Source organism: Dyadobacter koreensis, from assembly GCF_900108855.1.
Taxonomy (GTDB): domain Bacteria; phylum Bacteroidota; class Bacteroidia; order Cytophagales; family Spirosomataceae; genus Dyadobacter; species Dyadobacter koreensis.
The window spans coordinates 710,317-726,592 of the sequence record NZ_FNXY01000002.1; the positions used below are offsets into that span (position 1 = coordinate 710,317).

14 protein-coding genes are annotated in these 16,276 nt (G+C 40.9%); 6 read left to right on the top strand and 8 right to left on the bottom strand.

Annotated features, from left to right (window positions below; all coding sequences use genetic code 11):
- Positions 1–54 precede the first annotated feature (54 nt).
- The 3 genes from BMY70_RS07470 to BMY70_RS07480 all read right to left on the bottom strand — a co-directional run bounded on the left by BMY70_RS07470 (position 55) and on the right by BMY70_RS07480 (position 2,914).
- The gene (locus tag BMY70_RS07470) at positions 55–552 is read right to left on the bottom strand and encodes a hypothetical protein (RefSeq protein WP_090334086.1); all 498 of its coding nucleotides are present in this window, start codon (positions 550–552) and stop codon (positions 55–57) included.
- A 533-nt stretch (positions 553–1,085) separates the two neighbouring features.
- Entirely contained in the window at positions 1,086–1,808 is a 723-nt protein-coding gene (locus tag BMY70_RS07475) for a LytR/AlgR family response regulator transcription factor (protein ID WP_090334089.1), read from the bottom strand.
- Complete coding sequence (locus BMY70_RS07480) at positions 1,805–2,914, bottom strand: sensor histidine kinase (RefSeq protein WP_090334091.1); 1,110 nt, start codon at positions 2,912–2,914, stop codon at positions 1,805–1,807. Before BMY70_RS07480 ends, BMY70_RS07475 begins: the two co-directional genes overlap by 4 nt.
- 686 nt (positions 2,915–3,600) lie before the next feature.
- Between BMY70_RS07480 and BMY70_RS07485 the strand changes: the two genes are divergently transcribed.
- The 5 genes from BMY70_RS07485 to BMY70_RS07505 all read left to right on the top strand — a co-directional run bounded on the left by BMY70_RS07485 (position 3,601) and on the right by BMY70_RS07505 (position 6,250).
- Entirely contained in the window at positions 3,601–4,131 is a 531-nt protein-coding gene (locus tag BMY70_RS07485; RefSeq protein WP_090334094.1) for an SRPBCC family protein, read from the top strand.
- Positions 4,132–4,262: 131 nt separating this feature from the next.
- Positions 4,263–4,640 carry a DoxX family membrane protein gene (locus BMY70_RS07490; RefSeq protein ID WP_090334097.1) on the top strand — a complete coding sequence of 126 codons (378 nt, stop codon included), beginning with the start codon at positions 4,263–4,265 and terminating at the stop codon, positions 4,638–4,640.
- 122 nt (positions 4,641–4,762) lie between these two features.
- The gene (locus BMY70_RS07495) at positions 4,763–5,338 is read left to right on the top strand and encodes a 2'-5' RNA ligase family protein (protein ID WP_177196974.1); all 576 of its coding nucleotides are present in this window, start codon (positions 4,763–4,765) and stop codon (positions 5,336–5,338) included.
- A gap of 34 nt (positions 5,339–5,372) precedes the next feature.
- Positions 5,373–5,675, top strand: a complete 303-nt coding sequence (locus tag BMY70_RS07500; protein ID WP_177196975.1) for a hypothetical protein — start codon at positions 5,373–5,375, stop codon at positions 5,673–5,675.
- 125 nt (positions 5,676–5,800) lie between these two features.
- On the top strand, positions 5,801–6,250 hold the full coding sequence (locus BMY70_RS07505) for an SRPBCC family protein (protein WP_229209514.1): 450 nt from the start codon (positions 5,801–5,803) through the stop codon (positions 6,248–6,250).
- 60 nt (positions 6,251–6,310) lie between these two features.
- Here BMY70_RS07505 and BMY70_RS07510 read toward each other — a convergent pair whose 3' ends face one another.
- The 5 genes from BMY70_RS07510 to BMY70_RS07530 form a co-directional block, all read right to left on the bottom strand.
- Positions 6,311–7,660, bottom strand: coding sequence for a sugar porter family MFS transporter (locus BMY70_RS07510; protein WP_090334102.1), 1,350 nt, complete (start codon positions 7,658–7,660; stop codon positions 6,311–6,313).
- Between the two features lie 2 nt (positions 7,661–7,662).
- Positions 7,663–9,447 carry a class I mannose-6-phosphate isomerase gene (locus tag BMY70_RS07515; RefSeq protein ID WP_090334105.1) on the bottom strand — a complete coding sequence of 595 codons (1,785 nt, stop codon included), beginning with the start codon at positions 9,445–9,447 and terminating at the stop codon, positions 7,663–7,665.
- Between the two features lie 9 nt (positions 9,448–9,456).
- Positions 9,457–10,518, bottom strand: a complete 1,062-nt coding sequence (locus tag BMY70_RS07520; RefSeq protein WP_229209515.1) for an ROK family protein — start codon at positions 10,516–10,518, stop codon at positions 9,457–9,459.
- Positions 10,403–11,698 (bottom strand): GH36-type glycosyl hydrolase domain-containing protein, encoded by a 1,296-nt coding sequence (locus tag BMY70_RS07525; protein WP_090334111.1) that lies wholly within the window; start codon positions 11,696–11,698, stop codon positions 10,403–10,405. Before BMY70_RS07525 ends, BMY70_RS07520 begins: the two co-directional genes overlap by 116 nt.
- Positions 11,699–11,767: 69 nt before the next feature.
- Positions 11,768–14,914: a glycoside hydrolase family 92 protein gene (locus BMY70_RS07530; protein WP_090334781.1), complete on the bottom strand. Its 3,147-nt coding sequence runs from the start codon at positions 14,912–14,914 to the stop codon at positions 11,768–11,770.
- A gap of 396 nt (positions 14,915–15,310) precedes the next feature.
- On the opposite strand from BMY70_RS07530, the gene BMY70_RS07535 reads away from it, so the two are divergent.
- On the top strand, positions 15,311–16,045 hold the full coding sequence (locus tag BMY70_RS07535) for a GntR family transcriptional regulator (protein ID WP_090334115.1): 735 nt from the start codon (positions 15,311–15,313) through the stop codon (positions 16,043–16,045).
- The last annotated feature ends 231 nt before the right edge of the window (positions 16,046–16,276 follow it).

Sequence of the window (16,276 nt, forward strand, 5' to 3'; positions counted from 1 at the left end):
TGAATTAAGTATTAAAAATTAAGGAAAAACATATAGAACGGTTAGCTTTATACGCTATTGAAAGGCGTGTGTGCGGTCGGCCTGGATCATCAGATGCAGGGTGAGTGATACGTATCCGGTCACGCATAGAACTCCTCTGATCAAAATAAATTTCAACCACTTTTGCTGCACCAGCAGGGCTTGTCCATTATCGTCTACCGTCATATGCTGAATGATTTTATTCAATGGAACATTGACGTTAATCGCAAGCATCAGATCAGCAGCCAGCAAAATGAACGAGATCAGAAGAAAACCATAACCCAGAATGCCGGATGATTTATCAGCCATAAAAAGCCAGATCAACATAAAAACCAATCCTGAGGGATATAAGATTTTGAGCGGCGTCTCAATAACATTGTCCGTTGCTTTTCTGATTTCGATGAAACTTTCTGTCGGCAGATTTAACAAAACCTTATAAAAAGAAAGGATGTAAAAACCGCCCTGTGAGGCCAGCGTGAAGTAAACGACAAAGCCGAGTACTTTGAACAGGAAGAATGAATCGATGATTTTCATGGCCGCTGATACTTGGAATTAGGATCATTTTCTTTTCTGAATTTGGTGCTGCCAATATTTCTGAGCACAGGAGATAAATTTTTGTTTAACATGGCTAATAATGTTGTAATTGATAGAGAATATCTGATTGCAATTGGTTGGAATAAGATAAAAAAGATTGAGTGAACGGTCTTTTCGATTCAGTACGATTGTCGTAACAGGCGTATTAACGAAGAGAAGTAAATCCCTTTTTTCATCCGTATTTTGTTTGCATGTGCAATCAGCCTTTTATTTTTTTCTACAATTTTACAGGAAAAAAATGAGTTGAAAATGGCTGGTAACATGCTTGTCGACGAACAACAGATTTCATCGACTAACGGATAATTATCAGGTATAAATGACTGCGAAGAACAGCATCGATTTTGATCTTTTGATACTGTTATTTGGTTAAGTTGCTGGTATGTATGTTCTTATAAAACCAGAATTGTTCCATAACGTTTAGTTCGATAGCGCGAAGTTGCCGGAAAGTATATGCTCCCTGATGAAGGAAATATTTAATATACCAATTTAAACCGGCGTTGGCAGTCGCTTTTGTAGTTACGTCCGATCGGAAGCTCTTTTCCTGCGATATCGACCGCATGCGAATGATATCCTTCAATTTTAGGGATGGATACAATGAAGGAACGATGGATTCTGATAAAGTCATCTTCAGGAAGAAGTTCTTCCAGCATACTGATTTTCTGTTTGGAGATTAACACTTTGTCTTTTAAAACGACTTTGATATAATCGCGTAAACTTTCAATCCAATAGATTTCGTTAACGTTTACTTTAACCATCTTGCGGTCGACTTTCAGGTACAGGAAAACGTCTTTATTGCTTACCGAAGGTTTTTCTGCAATACTGACCTGCCGGTTATTTACTTCAAAAATCGTGAAAATCTTATCCATAGCCCGAAGAAAGCGGTCGAACGGGATCGGTTTCAACAGATAATCGACGGCATTCAGATCAAAACCTTCGACAGCATAATCCTGATATGCAGTCGTGAAAACCACTTTTGGCGGATTTTTGAGGCTTCTCAAGAGCTCCGTTCCAGTCAGGCCCGGCATTTTGATATCCAGGAACATCAGATCGATTTTCTGCTGCTGCAATGTTTGAAAGGCCTGGATCGCATTTTCACATTTTGCTACGACCTCTATTTCGCTAAAATTTTGCAGGTAATTAATGAGCACGTCGATGGCGTGCGGTTCGTCGTCTACCAAAATTGTTTTCAGTTTCATAGCGGTCCGATTTCCAGTCTTTTATTCAGATTTATTTCTAAAATTACAGCAAAAATATCTTCTTCTTCAAGGATTTTAAGCTGATGTGCAGAAGGGTAAAGTATAGCAAGCCGCTTTCTGACATTCGCCAGTCCAATACTCGAATGATTGGTTTCGAGGTCATTTTTTGGCAGATTATCGGGTTTACTGTTTGATATTTTAAATTTCAGCAAGTTATCTTTAATCAGCAAATCCATATTGATCCATGCTTCTCCGACTTTCTCGCTCGTTCCATGTTTAAAAGCATTTTCGACCAGCGGCAGTATCAGAAGCGGTGCGATCCGCTGACCAGGTTCCAGGCCGTTGATGCTAAGGTTCAGGTCGAGCCGTTCTTCGTAGCGGATTTTTTCGAGGGCAACGTAATTTTCAATGATCTCCACGTCGCGCCGTAAATCCACAACCTCAGCATTGGCCTCATAAAGCATATACCGCAAAATTTCCGAGAGGCCTATAACGACCGAAGGCGATCGGGGAGACTGCGTAAGGGTGAGTGCATACAGATTGTTGAGCGTGTTGAAGAGGAAATGCGGATGCAGTTGTCCCTTCAATAAAACCAGTTCCGCTTCGAGTGCGGCTTGTTGTTTTTCATACCACATTTTGAAAAATTTTATAGCGACTGCAACCCAGACGATAAGATTTGCTTGTTCAAATGCATCTAATATGTATGTATAACGGAACAGTTGCTCCCTAAAAGTCCCTTCCAGTTTGCGCCAGACGAAGTTTTTATCCTGTTTTTTAATCACCTCATAAAGAATTGGATCAGCTATCAGAATTTCTATCAGTCTGAATATACACGTTGAAACCAAAGCACACAGCAGAACAAAAACTATGAATTTGGAGTACTGTTTTGTGTAGAGATATCGCGGAATACCGACATAAGCGATCGTATAGAAATAAACCATGTGTAAGGGTATAAAAAAACCGATCATGGCAAGCGCGTGTTCAAATCCTGGTACGTTTACGCCATACATCACGGCAAGCATCAGCCAGGTAAGAAGCCAGAAAACGGCATGTTGTACAATTCTTTTGGAAGCTGTTTTCTGGATCAGACGTCGGGTTAACTTCATAGATCAAAGATATAAAAAACGAAAATGTCTGCTGTTCGCTGCTCTGTATTCGTCGACAAAAACAACATTGTCGTCGACAAACTACATGGCTGTAATAAGGTTGACAATATCTTAATTTACTTTTTGGGACATTCATTGCTTCGATTAAATAACAATTTATTTGTCAGGCATGAAATGTCGCGTTTATACCCTATGGTAGTCTGTTTTACGCCGTCTTTAAATCCTTTGCATCAAATAACTTTGTTGTATAAATGAAAGAAAAATCAACACTAAATAATATGAAATGGATTAATCGTTACCTCGCGCTTGGCGGCAGCTGCCGGTAAGCGATGACATTCTAAAAGGAATGTTATGGCGGGGCGTTAAGTTTACAAACCGTTGCAGGATCTCCGGTGGCGGGCCAATATCCGGATTTTATGCAGCATCGGCTCCTGCCTGCTAAACTTACGAACGGTGATCTGACTATTTTGAGTTTTGATCCGGATTGATGGGTAATCTGATAGATAAACATGGTGTAAAATGGCTGTCTGTTTTCAAAAAACAGTTAAAAAATCTGATCAGCAGAATAGAGGAAGATTATTTGAAAATGGCGCAATCTACCCCTTAGATTGCCGTATTTCCCCCCTTCTCAACTTAATTTTCTATCATACATTTGTATCATCACAAAGAACCTAAACAGTTATAAAATGAATGTTTTAAAAATAATTCTATTCATTATCGTCGCAATCATCGGTCTGGTGCTGATCGTTGCTTTATTTGTAAAAAACGATTATACCATTGAACGGGAAGTGGTTATAAATAAGCCGGCTGCCGAAGTTTTTGATTACATCAGATATGTTAAAAATCAGGATCATTACAACAAATGGACGATGACGGATCCGAATATGAAAAAGGAATTTAAGGGTTCGGATGGCACTGTCGGATTTGTATATGCCTGGGATGGAAACGACAAGGCGGGTAAAGGGGAGCAGGAAATCACAAAGATTGATTCCGGCAAGGAACTCGACCTGGAAATCCGTTTTGTTAAACCTTTTGAAGGAAAGGCACAGGCAAAAATGATTACGAAACCGATTTCGGAAAATCAGACGGTTGTTTACTGGTCGATGGCAGGACGCAGTAAATATCCGATGAATATTACTAATCTTTTTACCGGGGCAATGCTTGGAAAAGATCTGGAAGCGAGTTTGCTGAATCTAAAAAATATATTAGAAAAATAAATTTCGTATATTTTTCTAATATAGCTAAAAAGTGCAGTCATGAAGCTGATTTTATTACCAATGTGCCGGCAACGGATCTAAATTAATCCAATTCTTTATTCATCCTTTTCAATCGTTAAGACTTTACTATTATGAGAATTGCAGCAATTATTGTTCGTGTTTTGATGGGGTTGATGTTTGTGTTTTCGGCAGCCGTCTTTTTCTTCAAACTGATACCTGTTCCTGAAATGACCGGACCGATAAAAACTTTTAACGAAGGGTTGGAAGCTTCTGGCTACTTCATGCCTTTTCTGAAAGCGGTTGAAACAATTGCTGGACTGGCGCTGATTGCAGGCCTCTTTGTTCCGCTGGCGACTGTCGTGATTTTTCCGATTACGATCAACATATTTCTGGTTCATCTTTTCCTTGCGCCGGAAGGCATTCCAATCGCCATCTTTATGTTTGCAGGAAATTTATTTCTGGCCTATTATTACAGAAAGCATTATACTTCTATGCTGGTTATGAAATAATTCTGATATAAATGATCAAGTGAATTGATGTATTTCGTAATATGTGCATGGTTTCGGAAAATCGGACTGTACACTGTTTCCGAAACTACACTTTTGAACCCGAACGTATAAATAATGGAGTTATGAAGACTGGCAAAAATAAGAACCAGGTAAGTTTGTTTGAGGCGATCAGCTACGAGTACCTATTCGTAATTTCTCCGAAAGAGGTTGAAGCGGATGTGCGTATGTTCAAAGAAAAACTTCATGAACTTATTGGCTTGCCGAGTCAGGTACTGAATTCGATTCCGCATATTTCATTGTATCATTTTTACAGCGCGGGTGATCTGGATACCATTTTGAAGAAAAGCCTTCAGGCACTTTCAGGTTTCAGAGCGTTTAAAGTTAGGCTGGATGGTATCAAGACTTTTGGCAGTGAACAATATGACAGGACAATGTATATCGACGTCGAAAAATCCGATGAATTGGAAAATCTTCATAGTGCGCTGCAAATGACCTTTCTAAGAAAGGGTGAAAAATTCCATCCGCATTTAACAATCGCGAGAGGGATAAAGCCGGATAAATATGCGCTAATTGTTCCTAATTTACCTGATTTCGAATTTTTTGGCGGTTTTGATTGTCAGCAGATTACTCTTTTACGGAAAAGATTGGGAGAGGAAATGCCTTACGAACGTGTGCGAATTATCAATCTCGAAGGGTGACAGAGAATATTACATCCACAAATCATGAAATCTTATGGTAGAAGTTTTTAAAACCAACGTTAAATACCAGGAAGAAGCAAACGGAATTATTGATCACATCCGTAACGCTTTTGATGGTTATGACGCTAATTTTGATCTTGAAGATTGTGATAAAATTCTCAGGGTTTGTTCGCAGACGAAAAAGATTGATGCTGAATCTATCATCAAAATTGTTCAGAATTCAGGTTTTGATGCCGAAGTTTTAGATGAGGATACAAAAATTTTAACATCCGGTTTTTCCGATATAAAAAGTGATTTGATCATTTTAACTACATCCTTGTCATTTTTGGTTTTATAGTTAAGGGAGACGGATAAGGTGACATATCAAAAGGAGTTCATCACAGACTTAATTCTCCATGAAAAGCCAGACCCCCGCTTTCAGTACATCAAAAAGAATGTTTAACCAATAAAAATTCTTGTCGTATGGATACGGAAATGAAGCGAATTAAAAAGTCAGTCCTGATCAACGCTCCTAAGGAAAAGGTATGGGACGTACTTTTCACAGATCGATACACCAGAATCTGGTATACTGCTTTCGGCGAAGGTTCCCGTGCAGAAACAGACTGGAAAGTAGGAAGCAAAGCGATTTTTTCCGACGAAAGTAATAGTGGATTGATCGGAGAAGTAATTGCGAATGAGGCAAATGAAAAACTTTCTGTTGAATATAAGGGGATACTGAATGACAATAAGGAAGATTATGAGAGTGATATGGCCAATCAAATTAAAGGTGGCAGGGAAACCTATCATATTTCAGAAGAAGACGGTGTAACGTATCTGGAAATAGAAAGTGACATGGGTGCCGAATATTTTGAAGAAATGTCGAAAGCCTGGGTAAGCGCATTGCAAAAAGTGAAGTCGCTCGCCGAATCATAACGATTGGATTGTTCTTTTGAAGCCCGTATGGATTCCCAACCGTACGGGCTTTTTAGTTTGTCAAAGCCATAATTTTTCCATTTCTTCCAAAGATTTTTCTTTGGTTTCAGGAATGAATTTCCAGACGAATAAAAAGGCGAACAGAGACATTAGCATGAAAATCCAGAAAGTATATGCATTGCCGATTAATTCCAGCAAAATCGGGAAACATTGTGAAACGATGAAAACGAAAATCCATAAAGCAAATACGCACAAAGACATTGCGCGGCCGCGTGTGCGGTTGGGAAAAATTTCGGCGATGACGACAAAGGCTAAGGGCCCCAGCGAAAGTGCGAAAAAAGCGATGTAGGCTAAAATTGAGATCAATACCAGATAGCCTTTTGCGAGGCCGAGATAAAATGCGCCGCCGATAAGCGCCAGGCAGAGCGTCATTCCGGCAGAACCCGCCAGTAAGAGCACTTTTCTTCCTAATTTGTCTACATATTTTATAGCAACAAGTGTAAAAAGAAAATTTACCACACCGACAAGAATTGTTTGCAGCAGAGCAGAATCAGAGCCATCGCCGGTAGACTTGAAAATCTCCGGAGCATAATACATGATGGCATTGATACCAGTAATCTGAGAAAACATTGCGAGAAAAATCCCGGCAACAAGTGCCTTTCGAATGCCGGGTTTGAAAATTTCTGAAAAAGAAGCAGATTCAGAAAATACGCCCTGGTTAATTTCTATTAATTCAGCACCTGCTTTCTCCGGTCCGTTTATTTTGGAAAGGATAGCCAGCGCTTCTTCATTTCTGCCTTGTTTTGCCAGCCATCTAGGACTTTCAGGAACAAAAAAGAGGAGTACCAGGAAAAGCACGGAAGGAAAAATTCCGGAACCAAACATCCACCGCCATCCGGTTTCTACATTCCAACTTTCGTTATACAGGCCAGCGATTTTTGCATTTACGAAATAAATGAGCAGGATACCAGTAACGATACCTAGTTGATTGATCGAAACCAGTCTTCCACGTTTTTCAGCCGGGGCAATTTCAGTAATGTACATGGGTGCCAGCATGGATGCGATCCCAATGCCTAGTCCTCCTATAATTCTGAAAAATACAAACCAGTTGAGGTCTGACGGGACAGCGATACCAACGGAGGAAATGCCGAACAAAATTGCGGAAAGGACCAGGATTTTTTTACGTCCCAGCCAGTCACTCAGCGGTCCGGCAAAAAGCGCTCCGAAAATACATCCAACGAGCGCGCACGAAGCGATCCAGCCAACCATCGATGGCGACAGATCAAATTTGATTTGTAGAAATCCGATCGCTCCGGCAATCACCGCAGTATCATAACCAAATAATAACCCGCCGACAGCCGCAACCAATGTGATCTTGTAGACGAAAAGCGTGCTTCCCTGATTTTCCATGGCTAATTGATTTTGTAATCTTCTTTGAGATTGTATGTGCGGATGTATGCCTTGATCGTAGCGCATTCCAATCCTTCGCTTTCACCATGCGGGGTTATGGTATAGGCTCCAACTGCGGCTGGAACGATAAACGTTTCGGCATAATGGATCACAAATGGTTCGAAAGCATCTGTCGGACTTTCGACAATTGCTTCCCGGCCTGAAATCAGATTCAGGACATTGACCAAACCCTCCGTGTTGTGCTGTACTTTTTTCGTAAACCAGTGTCTGCGGGTTTCAATAAAAGATTCTTCGTCAAGGCCGGTCCGCTCTTCGCGCCAGCCATCACCCTGATGGATAAGTTGGACCTGATTGATGAGGTTATTTTTAGTCCATTCAGTTGTCCTTTCCCACTGGATATTATTTTTTCCATGCTGAAGAGATATCGGTCTGGGTTTTCCATCAAGCCCCATTCGGCTCCAATCCCACAATTTAAATGTGAAAATAAATGGCGTCGCACTGATTTCGAGAACAACGGTATCGGCACCGGAGCAATGGACAGTTCCTGCAGGAATCAAAACATGGTCGTGTTTTTTGACCGGCCATTTTTGCACAAATTTTTCCGCATCAAAATCGGTTTCTCTTTCCTGAGCCATTTCCAGTTCGCTTAGCATACTATCAGGATTGATGTCTTCTTTTAATCCGAGGTATACAAAACCATCTTCCTTTGAATCCAGGAAATAATAGCTTTCGTTTTGCGTATATCCCATACCGAACTGATCTTTGATGTACTGATGGAGCGGATGCACCTGCAAACTCAAATTGCCGCCTTCCATGGTATCCAGAAAATCAAAACGAATCGGGAATTCAGCGCCGAATGCTTCGTAAACTTTTGCGCCCAGCAGACTTTCAGGATGTTTGTAGACCAGATTGACCGATGGAATTTCAAAAGGAACTCCGTTAAAATTAAAGACAAGACTGTTTTCCTCAGGGACGCAGTCGAAGCCCCAGGCGTAGTTAGTCGCAGAGCGATCCAGATCAACAACTTCTTTAAGCCATTGACCACCCCATGGACCCGGATCGAAAAAAGGCACCAGCCTAAACGGCTGCTCAACGGCCTGTTTCAAAGCGTCGGAAATAGCGTTTGCGGTTATCAGCTTTGGGTTTTGCGGAATTGTTGTATCAAGTAGGAAATCCCAGCGGCTCATAAGTGTACGCTTGTGCGTGTCGCAAATTTTCCAGTCAACAAAAAAGCTCCTTTTGTACTGATACGAAAAAGCATCGCTTGCATTATCCGTTCCAATATTGCTTATTTTATTGTTTCTAAAACGAAGCTGGATCTCCCACCTCGGCATATCGGCATAAAGAAGAATATCTGCTTCCGGAAAAATAATCGAAGCGCCGATACCGGCAACCAGAATGAGATCGTCCTGATTTTCTGCTATTTGTTTTTGAAGAATTTTAACTTTTTCAGGATCAAAAAAGGAAGTTAGATCGAGCGTGGTTACATATCCGAAGACGGGGTCGTCTTTTGTAAACGGATAAACCAGACTTTCCAGTTGTTCTGTATCCAGAAAAGCATTTGAAACATTATAAGTGGAGGATTCTGTCTGTCCGATTTCTAAATTTTCCAGTATTTCATCAAGATAAACCCCATGATAAGTGTCCAGTACCACAATGGTTTTACCTATGGTCCTTGACTCAATTGTATCCTTTAACGTCTGCGATATAGATTTCCATCCCGAAACCGCAGTATGGCCGGAAATATCGATTTGGGGTGATTTATTAAAATTTGACTTTTTCAACACAGGAGTGAGTTAATAGTTATTGACTAAACTGGCGACACCTAAAAGTGCAGCCGTATTGATTAATGAAGCTTCTGTGACCATCACTTTGCCCCAGACAGCCCAGGCGTCATTATTTAATTTTTGCTGGATAAAAGGTATAATCACCTCTCTGCTCGCCATAATGCCGCCACCTAAAATCAGGACTTCCGGGTCGTAGGCACGTACCAGATTCAAAGCGCAGGCAGCCCAGACTTCCAAACAGTGATTTCTTACAAGCAAAGCCAGCGGATTGTTTAATGCTGCGTGTTGGAAAATGGTTTTGAAATCCGGTTTGTCAGATACAGACAAAAAACCTTCAGAATGACCGGAATATTTTTTTACGATTTGTTCCAGATTCCAGGTTGAAGCCTCGGCCTCAGCGCAGCCAACAGTTCCACAATTGCATTGGTTTCCCTTAATGTCGACAATAAAATGCCCTCCCAGAATTCCTGCCTGAAAATGTTTTCCACGGAGGATTTTTCCCTCAATGACAGCAGAGGTCCCGATACCGGTGCCCAGATTCATCAAAACGATATCGTCATATCCATGGCCTTTCCCAAATTTCCATTCTCCCAGCAATGCGGCCCGTGTATCATTTTCCAGAAAGACCGGAAGCCCCCAGGTTTTTGAAGACCAGGCATGAAAATCGATTTCCGGGCCGTCGTTATATTTGTCATTAATGGTTAATATTTTTTTATCAACCGAATCGATGATTCCAGGAATTGCCAAACCTAAGCCTGAAATTTCGGAAACAGACAGCGAAGCCCTGTTCAATAACTCACCCATCGATTTCTCAATTTGCGGGAAACGTTTCCTTAATCCGTTACCAGCCTGCGAATCGATTTGTGTGGAACAAATAATTTCCGAACCTCGGACCAGTCCCATTTTTATCTGGGTTCCCCCGAGATCGATGGCCATTACAACTTTTTCGCTCATCTCAATTTCCCTTGGAATCTTCTTGTTCGAATAATAGGATTGCATCATATAAGACGCCGGCTTCTCCGCGGAAAGTACCGGAACCTTTGGGCTTGTTATCGACTGTATACCATTCATAAAATCCGTTGTTGTCCAGTACCCGCTTGATCATTGGCTTTAACTGTTCATAGGCTTCTTTTTTGAAGCCATTCAGATATAACTGCCTGACCATTCTGCCACCAAACCAAGTCCAGTCGCCACCATTTTGATAGCCGTAGGGATACATGCCTTTGTTTTTAAAACTGCCTTCAGGATATGTTGGATAAAGCGTAAGACCGATGGAACCGGCTCCTGATTTTTTTACATTATCAATCATTTTATCAAGCGAGACTTTTATCTGCTCTTTCGACAAAAGATTTGCCTCGATAGCAACTGCTGTGCCGCCATGGTAATAAATTTCGTTTTCGTTCAAACTATCAGGAAATGGTGAGTCGTTCAGGTAAATATGAGGAATGAACTTTTGATTTTTTTCATCCCATAAATGTTTCATGGTGTTCTTCGCGATCGCGTCACGGATGGGCTGCCATTTTGCTTTACTAGCAGGAACCAACTCAGAAAGCCTGTCCAGCGCGATAAGGAACATCGAATTATCGTAAATATCAATGGCCAGATGCGTATCTTTTGTCAGATAAACACCCCAGTCATGTTCCGGCTGCACGTCTCCCCAGTCCGCTGTCGTGGCGCCCCAGATCAATCCGTGTTTTTTATCATAACGATGGTTCATCAGAAACTCCATCGACCATTCCAGACGTTGAGCGACTGTTTTATCTCCAATTAGTTCACTTAAAAAAGCTGTGTCACCACTCAATTTTATATAGCGTGAAACCGCTTGAATCAACGACGATTCCTGATCCGTTTCGACTGTATTTTTATGACCGGCATATTCTGGTTCGAGATCATTATAAATATATTCATAACCTACTTTCGAATCCCTGGCTTGTTGAATTGGAATAAATCCATCGACGATATTTCCATCATTACCTTGCAGTCGGAAAAATACACGCAGGTTTTCTTTTAAAATTTCCGGCTTGTGCACTTCTGCAGACAAAGTAATGAATGTATTGTAATCTCTTATCCAGACTTCACCATATCCGTCTCCTGCGTTAAAGCCGGTTTTTACAATATCGATTGCTTTCGCCTTTACAATAGCTAACGTGCTGTCTGTCTGGTAAACTGTTTTTATTGATTCACTTTTTTCTTTTGTCGCGCAACTAAATAGCAAGTAAGAAAAGGCCAGGGGAAGAATTATATTTTTCATTGTCAGGATTTAGTAATTTCAGGTAAATAAAAGAGATCAGGCACCGGCTATATTTGGTGAAATATTTGACTACTGCGCAGAAGGGAGCGCTCCGGTTCCCCAGTTTGTATTGGGTTCCGGACCCATTTCTAAAATCAGCGAACCGCCTTTTAACAGCTCAGAAGCATTAAACCAAAAGTTACTGAGATATTTACCATTTAAAATCGCTTTTTGGACATACATATTTTTTCTTGAAGTATTTTTGGCTTCAATAGTGAATGATTTTCCACGCCCGAATTGTTCACCTAAATTGATTACAGACTTTTCGAACACAGGACTGCCGATTTCGTAAATGGGATCTACTCTGGTGCCACCGTCGGTTTGGAAAAGGCCCAGTGCGTTCATTACAAACCAGGCACTCATTTGACCCTGATCTTCGTCGCCCAGGTAGGCATTTGAAATTTCGTGTCCGTAATAACGATCCACGATGGAACGACTCCATTTTTGTGTCAGCCAGGGCTTTTTAACCCAGTTGAAAAGAAATGCGAAATGCATTGATTGCTGGTTTCCTTGCACGACCGGATAATCCCAGTATTGATCGTTTGGACCGTTGTATCGCCATTTAACGCTTTCGCCAAAGCCCCAGTCAAGTCTTTTTGTAAATTCGTTCTCACCGATTGTCTTGGCGAGGCCAGGGACGTTTTGCGGTACGAAAAATGATAACTGCCAGGCGTTTCCCTCAACGTAATGGTGATTTGCCCCTGATTTAAACGGATCGAAATCGGCAAGCCAATTGCCTGTTGCATCTTTCATTCTGGCAAAACCAGTTTGCGGATCGATAACATTTCTCCACCAGTTTCCACGTTCTTTAAATATCTGATAATCTTCATTTTTATCAAGTGCCTTCGCAAATTGTGAAACTGTATAATCATCAAAGCTGTATTCCAAAGAGTTCGAAAAACGGCCCTCATCGTATGGTACATATTTGTGTTTCAGGTAAGTGACCAGATCCTCATTACCAGCGCGGCCTCCGCCAACTGTTTCAGCAGGCGTGGTTTGCATCTTTCGGACCGCCTCATAAGCCTTGTTTACATCATAACCGCGTATACCCATCTGGTAGGCGCTGACGATCAGTGGAATTTCATGTTCAGCAACCATAACGGGAATGTATTCCATGCCCGCAGGGCCTTTCGCCAGCCACCCGCTTTGGTCATACATAGCCAGCTGTGATTTTACCCAACGGTTTGACCACTCGGGTGTTACCAGATTCCAGAACTGGTTCAGGTTCCAGAAAGTGTTCCAGAAAGCATCGCAGCCAAGCGCGACATCATCTTTGTTTTGCAACTTATTAACCTTCTCATCTGCATCCCGCCAGCTTCCGTCAACATCGCTAAAAGTATTTCTGCTTGCGAGAGAACGATACATATTGGTATAAAAACGCTCTTTTTCGCGTTTATCATTACTCGTAACCGCTACTCTCCCCAGAAGATCATCCCACACTTTTTCCTGATTTTTACGGATCAGATCAAAATTCCAGTTGAACGGATCTGAAATTTCTGTTCTAAGATTAAGTGAAGCGTTTTCGACGCTGACGTATGAAATACCTGACCGGATCTGGACAACCTTATTTTTTCGGGTATCAAATTCCAGGTAGATTCCCGCATTTTTTGCGCTATCGGCCAGGAGATTTGTTTTTTTCTTTACTTCGTCATTCAGCCATACGCCATAATTTTTTATATGTTGATCAAATTCTAAAACAAAATGTACTTTGTATTCCTGATCAACTCCACCAGACCAGAGATCTGTCGACAGCTGGTTGCTGAATCCCTCAATCCGGTGGTCATTGATTTTGTCTATTTTAATATTTTTTATCTTGTATCCGTATTCTGTCGGAATCTGAAAGTCGACCATCACCCGGCCGGTCGTGCTGTTATGGTAAGTGTATTTTTGGAAAGAAGCACGGGTGGTTGCGGTCAGTTCAGCCGTTATATTGTTGTCGGTCAGATCAACTTTGTAATAACCCAAAGGAGCTTTTTCGGTTGTTTTATCAATACCAGACCGGTATCCGACGTCAGGGTTACTTTGATCTCCCATCTTAATTTGTAAGGGGCCGGCAGTAGGAAAGATCCCCAGTCCGGTCATGGTCCACTCATGAATATGGCTAAATGTGCCAATGGATTCAAAAGTCGGATCGTAACCTGCCTGCCAACCGCTATTCTGATTGTCGGGGCTCAGTTTCACCATGCCGAAAGGCATCCAGGGGCCCGGTGCGATCATCCAGCGGGAATGTCCGGCGCCCATCATTGTATTAACATAGCCAGAGGGCGATTTCTCAGGCATTTTTGACCTCATTACCTGACCTTCTCTGACGAGGATATTGTTAACAAAAACTTGATAATTTGCCGTTTTTGAATGATTCACTGCAGGCATCGGAGCTTCCAGAATATATCGGTCCTGTTCAATAACCTGCTTTAAAATAGTTTGCCCGTCCAATTTTACCTGGACAATTGGAGCTCCTTTTACGTGCGTAATATCAATCAAGAGCGGCTGAAATAATGTACCATCTTTCCTGATCTCATAATCTGCCGTTTGTACATTTCTCAGAAGTGCACTTTCTGGCCTGGCTAATGTGGAACTGGCGGGCCCCTCCAGTTTTATCTGATCAAATGCGATCCAGCCGCCTTCCAGTGATGTCATTGCGATTTCATTTATTCCCTTTTTTATCAGATCAGCCGGTATGTCGATTTTTATTTGCTGCTCTTTTGGGTTCGCTGCAAATTTGTCGGGATCTTTGAAGCTCGATCCTTTTTTTAGCTTAAATTCCCATGGCTTGCCATTGATCAAAATTTCAAAAAATGGTGCGTATAGTGAGTCTGTATCCAGGATATCTATTAAGAGTTGCCACTTTCCTGCTACCGGTTTATTTTTTATTTCAAAGAAAATGGTAAGAAAATGAGAACGAATGCCAGCCGTATTTCCAGTTCCTCCCCATCCATTGACAGGTCCCGGAATTATGTAAGGCCAATCGTTTTCCGCTTCTGAATGTCCGATTAGAAAAAATTTATCCTCATATCCAAAATCATTCTCGACAAAGTGCCTGAACTGATCAGGCGCAAGCGCCATTCCCTTTGGTGAGTTGTCAGCTTCGCCAATTTTCCATAAGGTTTTCTGTTGCGCCTGAACAGCAAAAGTTATAAGTAACAGAATAATCGAGAAAATAGATGCTGACTTTTTCATATCAATTTTAACCAATGCTGTTGAAAATACACGGACGTTAGCAACATATTTGAAATATATGTTGGTATGTATGAACATATATAATGCAAATGTAATAATTTGTATTTTTAATTATCATATAAACTGATAAACTTTTTAAATCTTATTGCAGTCAACAAAATTCCTTTACTTGCCGCTGATTTGTGGATGAGGGAAATTGTAGTAGGAACAGGAAAGCTTTATCGGTTTTGTTTATTTTTTGTAACAAGGTAATCCTGTTATATATATTTTTTAGTGAGAGTTTTTTTAGATAAAAATTTTACAATTATTCTTAAAATAGTAGCAAAATAATTTTTCTGTTAAAATAATTATTTTCAACTTTGAATGTTCATATGTATAAACATAATATGAGATAACATGGAGATTTTTAGTATCAATCATGAAAGCCCGCTTCCACTGCACATTCAGGTAGAGGAAATATTGCGTGGACTCATCGTTGATCCTGAATATCAGAATGGAAAACTTTTTCCTAATGAAGTCGATATTGCCAAAAGACTTGGTATTTCCAGAAACACCGTCAGACAGGCTCTGAACAAGCTTGTTCACGAGGAATTACTGACACGAAAAAAAGGTGTTGGAACGAAGGTAGCGAAGAATAATATTACAACGAAGCTAAATAAGTGGTCGAGTTTCACGCTCGAAATGCATGAAAAGGGTGTATCGTTTAAAAATTATGATCTCAAAACGGAATGGGTTGCAGCGGATGAGCAGGTTTCTGAACTTTTTGGAATAAGTATCGGTACTAAGGTTTTCAAACTTGAAAGATTGCGGGGGTTGGATGCCGGACCAGTTGTACATTTTATTTCCTATTTCCATCCACGTGTAGGCCTGACGGGCGAAGAAGATTTCTCGAAACCTTTGTATGAAATGCTTGAAAGGGATCATCATTCGGTGGTAGCCGTTTCAAAAGAAGAAATCAGCGCTACTTTGGCAGACGAACGTCTGGCGAAAATTCTGCATATGAAAGCCGGTGAACCCATCTTGCTTCGTAAGAGAATCGTTTGTGATCCGGGCGACAGGTTGATTGAATTTAACCTTGGTTACTACCGGGCAGATAGTTTTACGTACGCAATTGACATCGCCAGAGGCTAATTTAAAAAATCACTGACTAGTCTTTAAATCATTTAGTAAAGCAAATACAAAAATTGCATTATTTAATATGTATATACATATGTACATACTAAGCTATTTTTTTCAAGAGTTTTAAGTTTTTATAAGGGTATTAATTTTAATTAGTTGATTTTTAAATTGTTAGCTATTCGTTTTAATGCGATTATAGATTGTAGTTAAACGTTTTAGCTATCTAGCTCATTTTGAGTGGAA

What these genes read in the sequence shown, in the direction of transcription:
- BMY70_RS07490 (WP_090334097.1), top strand. Translation starts at nt 4,263, where the DNA reads ATGAGAATTGCAGCAATTATTGTTCGTGTTTTGATGGGGTTGATGTTT.
- BMY70_RS07480 (WP_090334091.1), bottom strand. Translation starts at nt 2,914, where the DNA reads ATGAAGTTAACCCGACGTCTGATCCAGAAAACAGCTTCCAAAAGAATT.
- BMY70_RS07485 (WP_090334094.1), top strand. Translation starts at nt 3,601, where the DNA reads ATGAATGTTTTAAAAATAATTCTATTCATTATCGTCGCAATCATCGGT.
- BMY70_RS07520 (WP_229209515.1), bottom strand. Translation starts at nt 10,518, where the DNA reads ATGAATGGTATACAGTCGATAACAAGCCCAAAGGTTCCGGTACTTTCC.
- BMY70_RS07475 (WP_090334089.1), bottom strand. Translation starts at nt 1,808, where the DNA reads ATGAAACTGAAAACAATTTTGGTAGACGACGAACCGCACGCCATCGAC.
- BMY70_RS07470 (WP_090334086.1), bottom strand. Translation starts at nt 552, where the DNA reads ATGAAAATCATCGATTCATTCTTCCTGTTCAAAGTACTCGGCTTTGTC.
- BMY70_RS07510 (WP_090334102.1), bottom strand. Translation starts at nt 7,660, where the DNA reads ATGGAAAATCAGGGAAGCACGCTTTTCGTCTACAAGATCACATTGGTT.
- BMY70_RS07530 (WP_090334781.1), bottom strand. Translation starts at nt 14,914, where the DNA reads ATGAAAAAGTCAGCATCTATTTTCTCGATTATTCTGTTACTTATAACT.
- BMY70_RS07495 (WP_177196974.1), top strand. Translation starts at nt 4,763, where the DNA reads ATGAAGACTGGCAAAAATAAGAACCAGGTAAGTTTGTTTGAGGCGATC.
- BMY70_RS07500 (WP_177196975.1), top strand. Translation starts at nt 5,373, where the DNA reads ATGGTAGAAGTTTTTAAAACCAACGTTAAATACCAGGAAGAAGCAAAC.
- BMY70_RS07505 (WP_229209514.1), top strand. Translation starts at nt 5,801, where the DNA reads ATGGATACGGAAATGAAGCGAATTAAAAAGTCAGTCCTGATCAACGCT.
- BMY70_RS07535 (WP_090334115.1), top strand. Translation starts at nt 15,311, where the DNA reads ATGGAGATTTTTAGTATCAATCATGAAAGCCCGCTTCCACTGCACATT.
- BMY70_RS07525 (WP_090334111.1), bottom strand. Translation starts at nt 11,698, where the DNA reads ATGAAAAATATAATTCTTCCCCTGGCCTTTTCTTACTTGCTATTTAGT.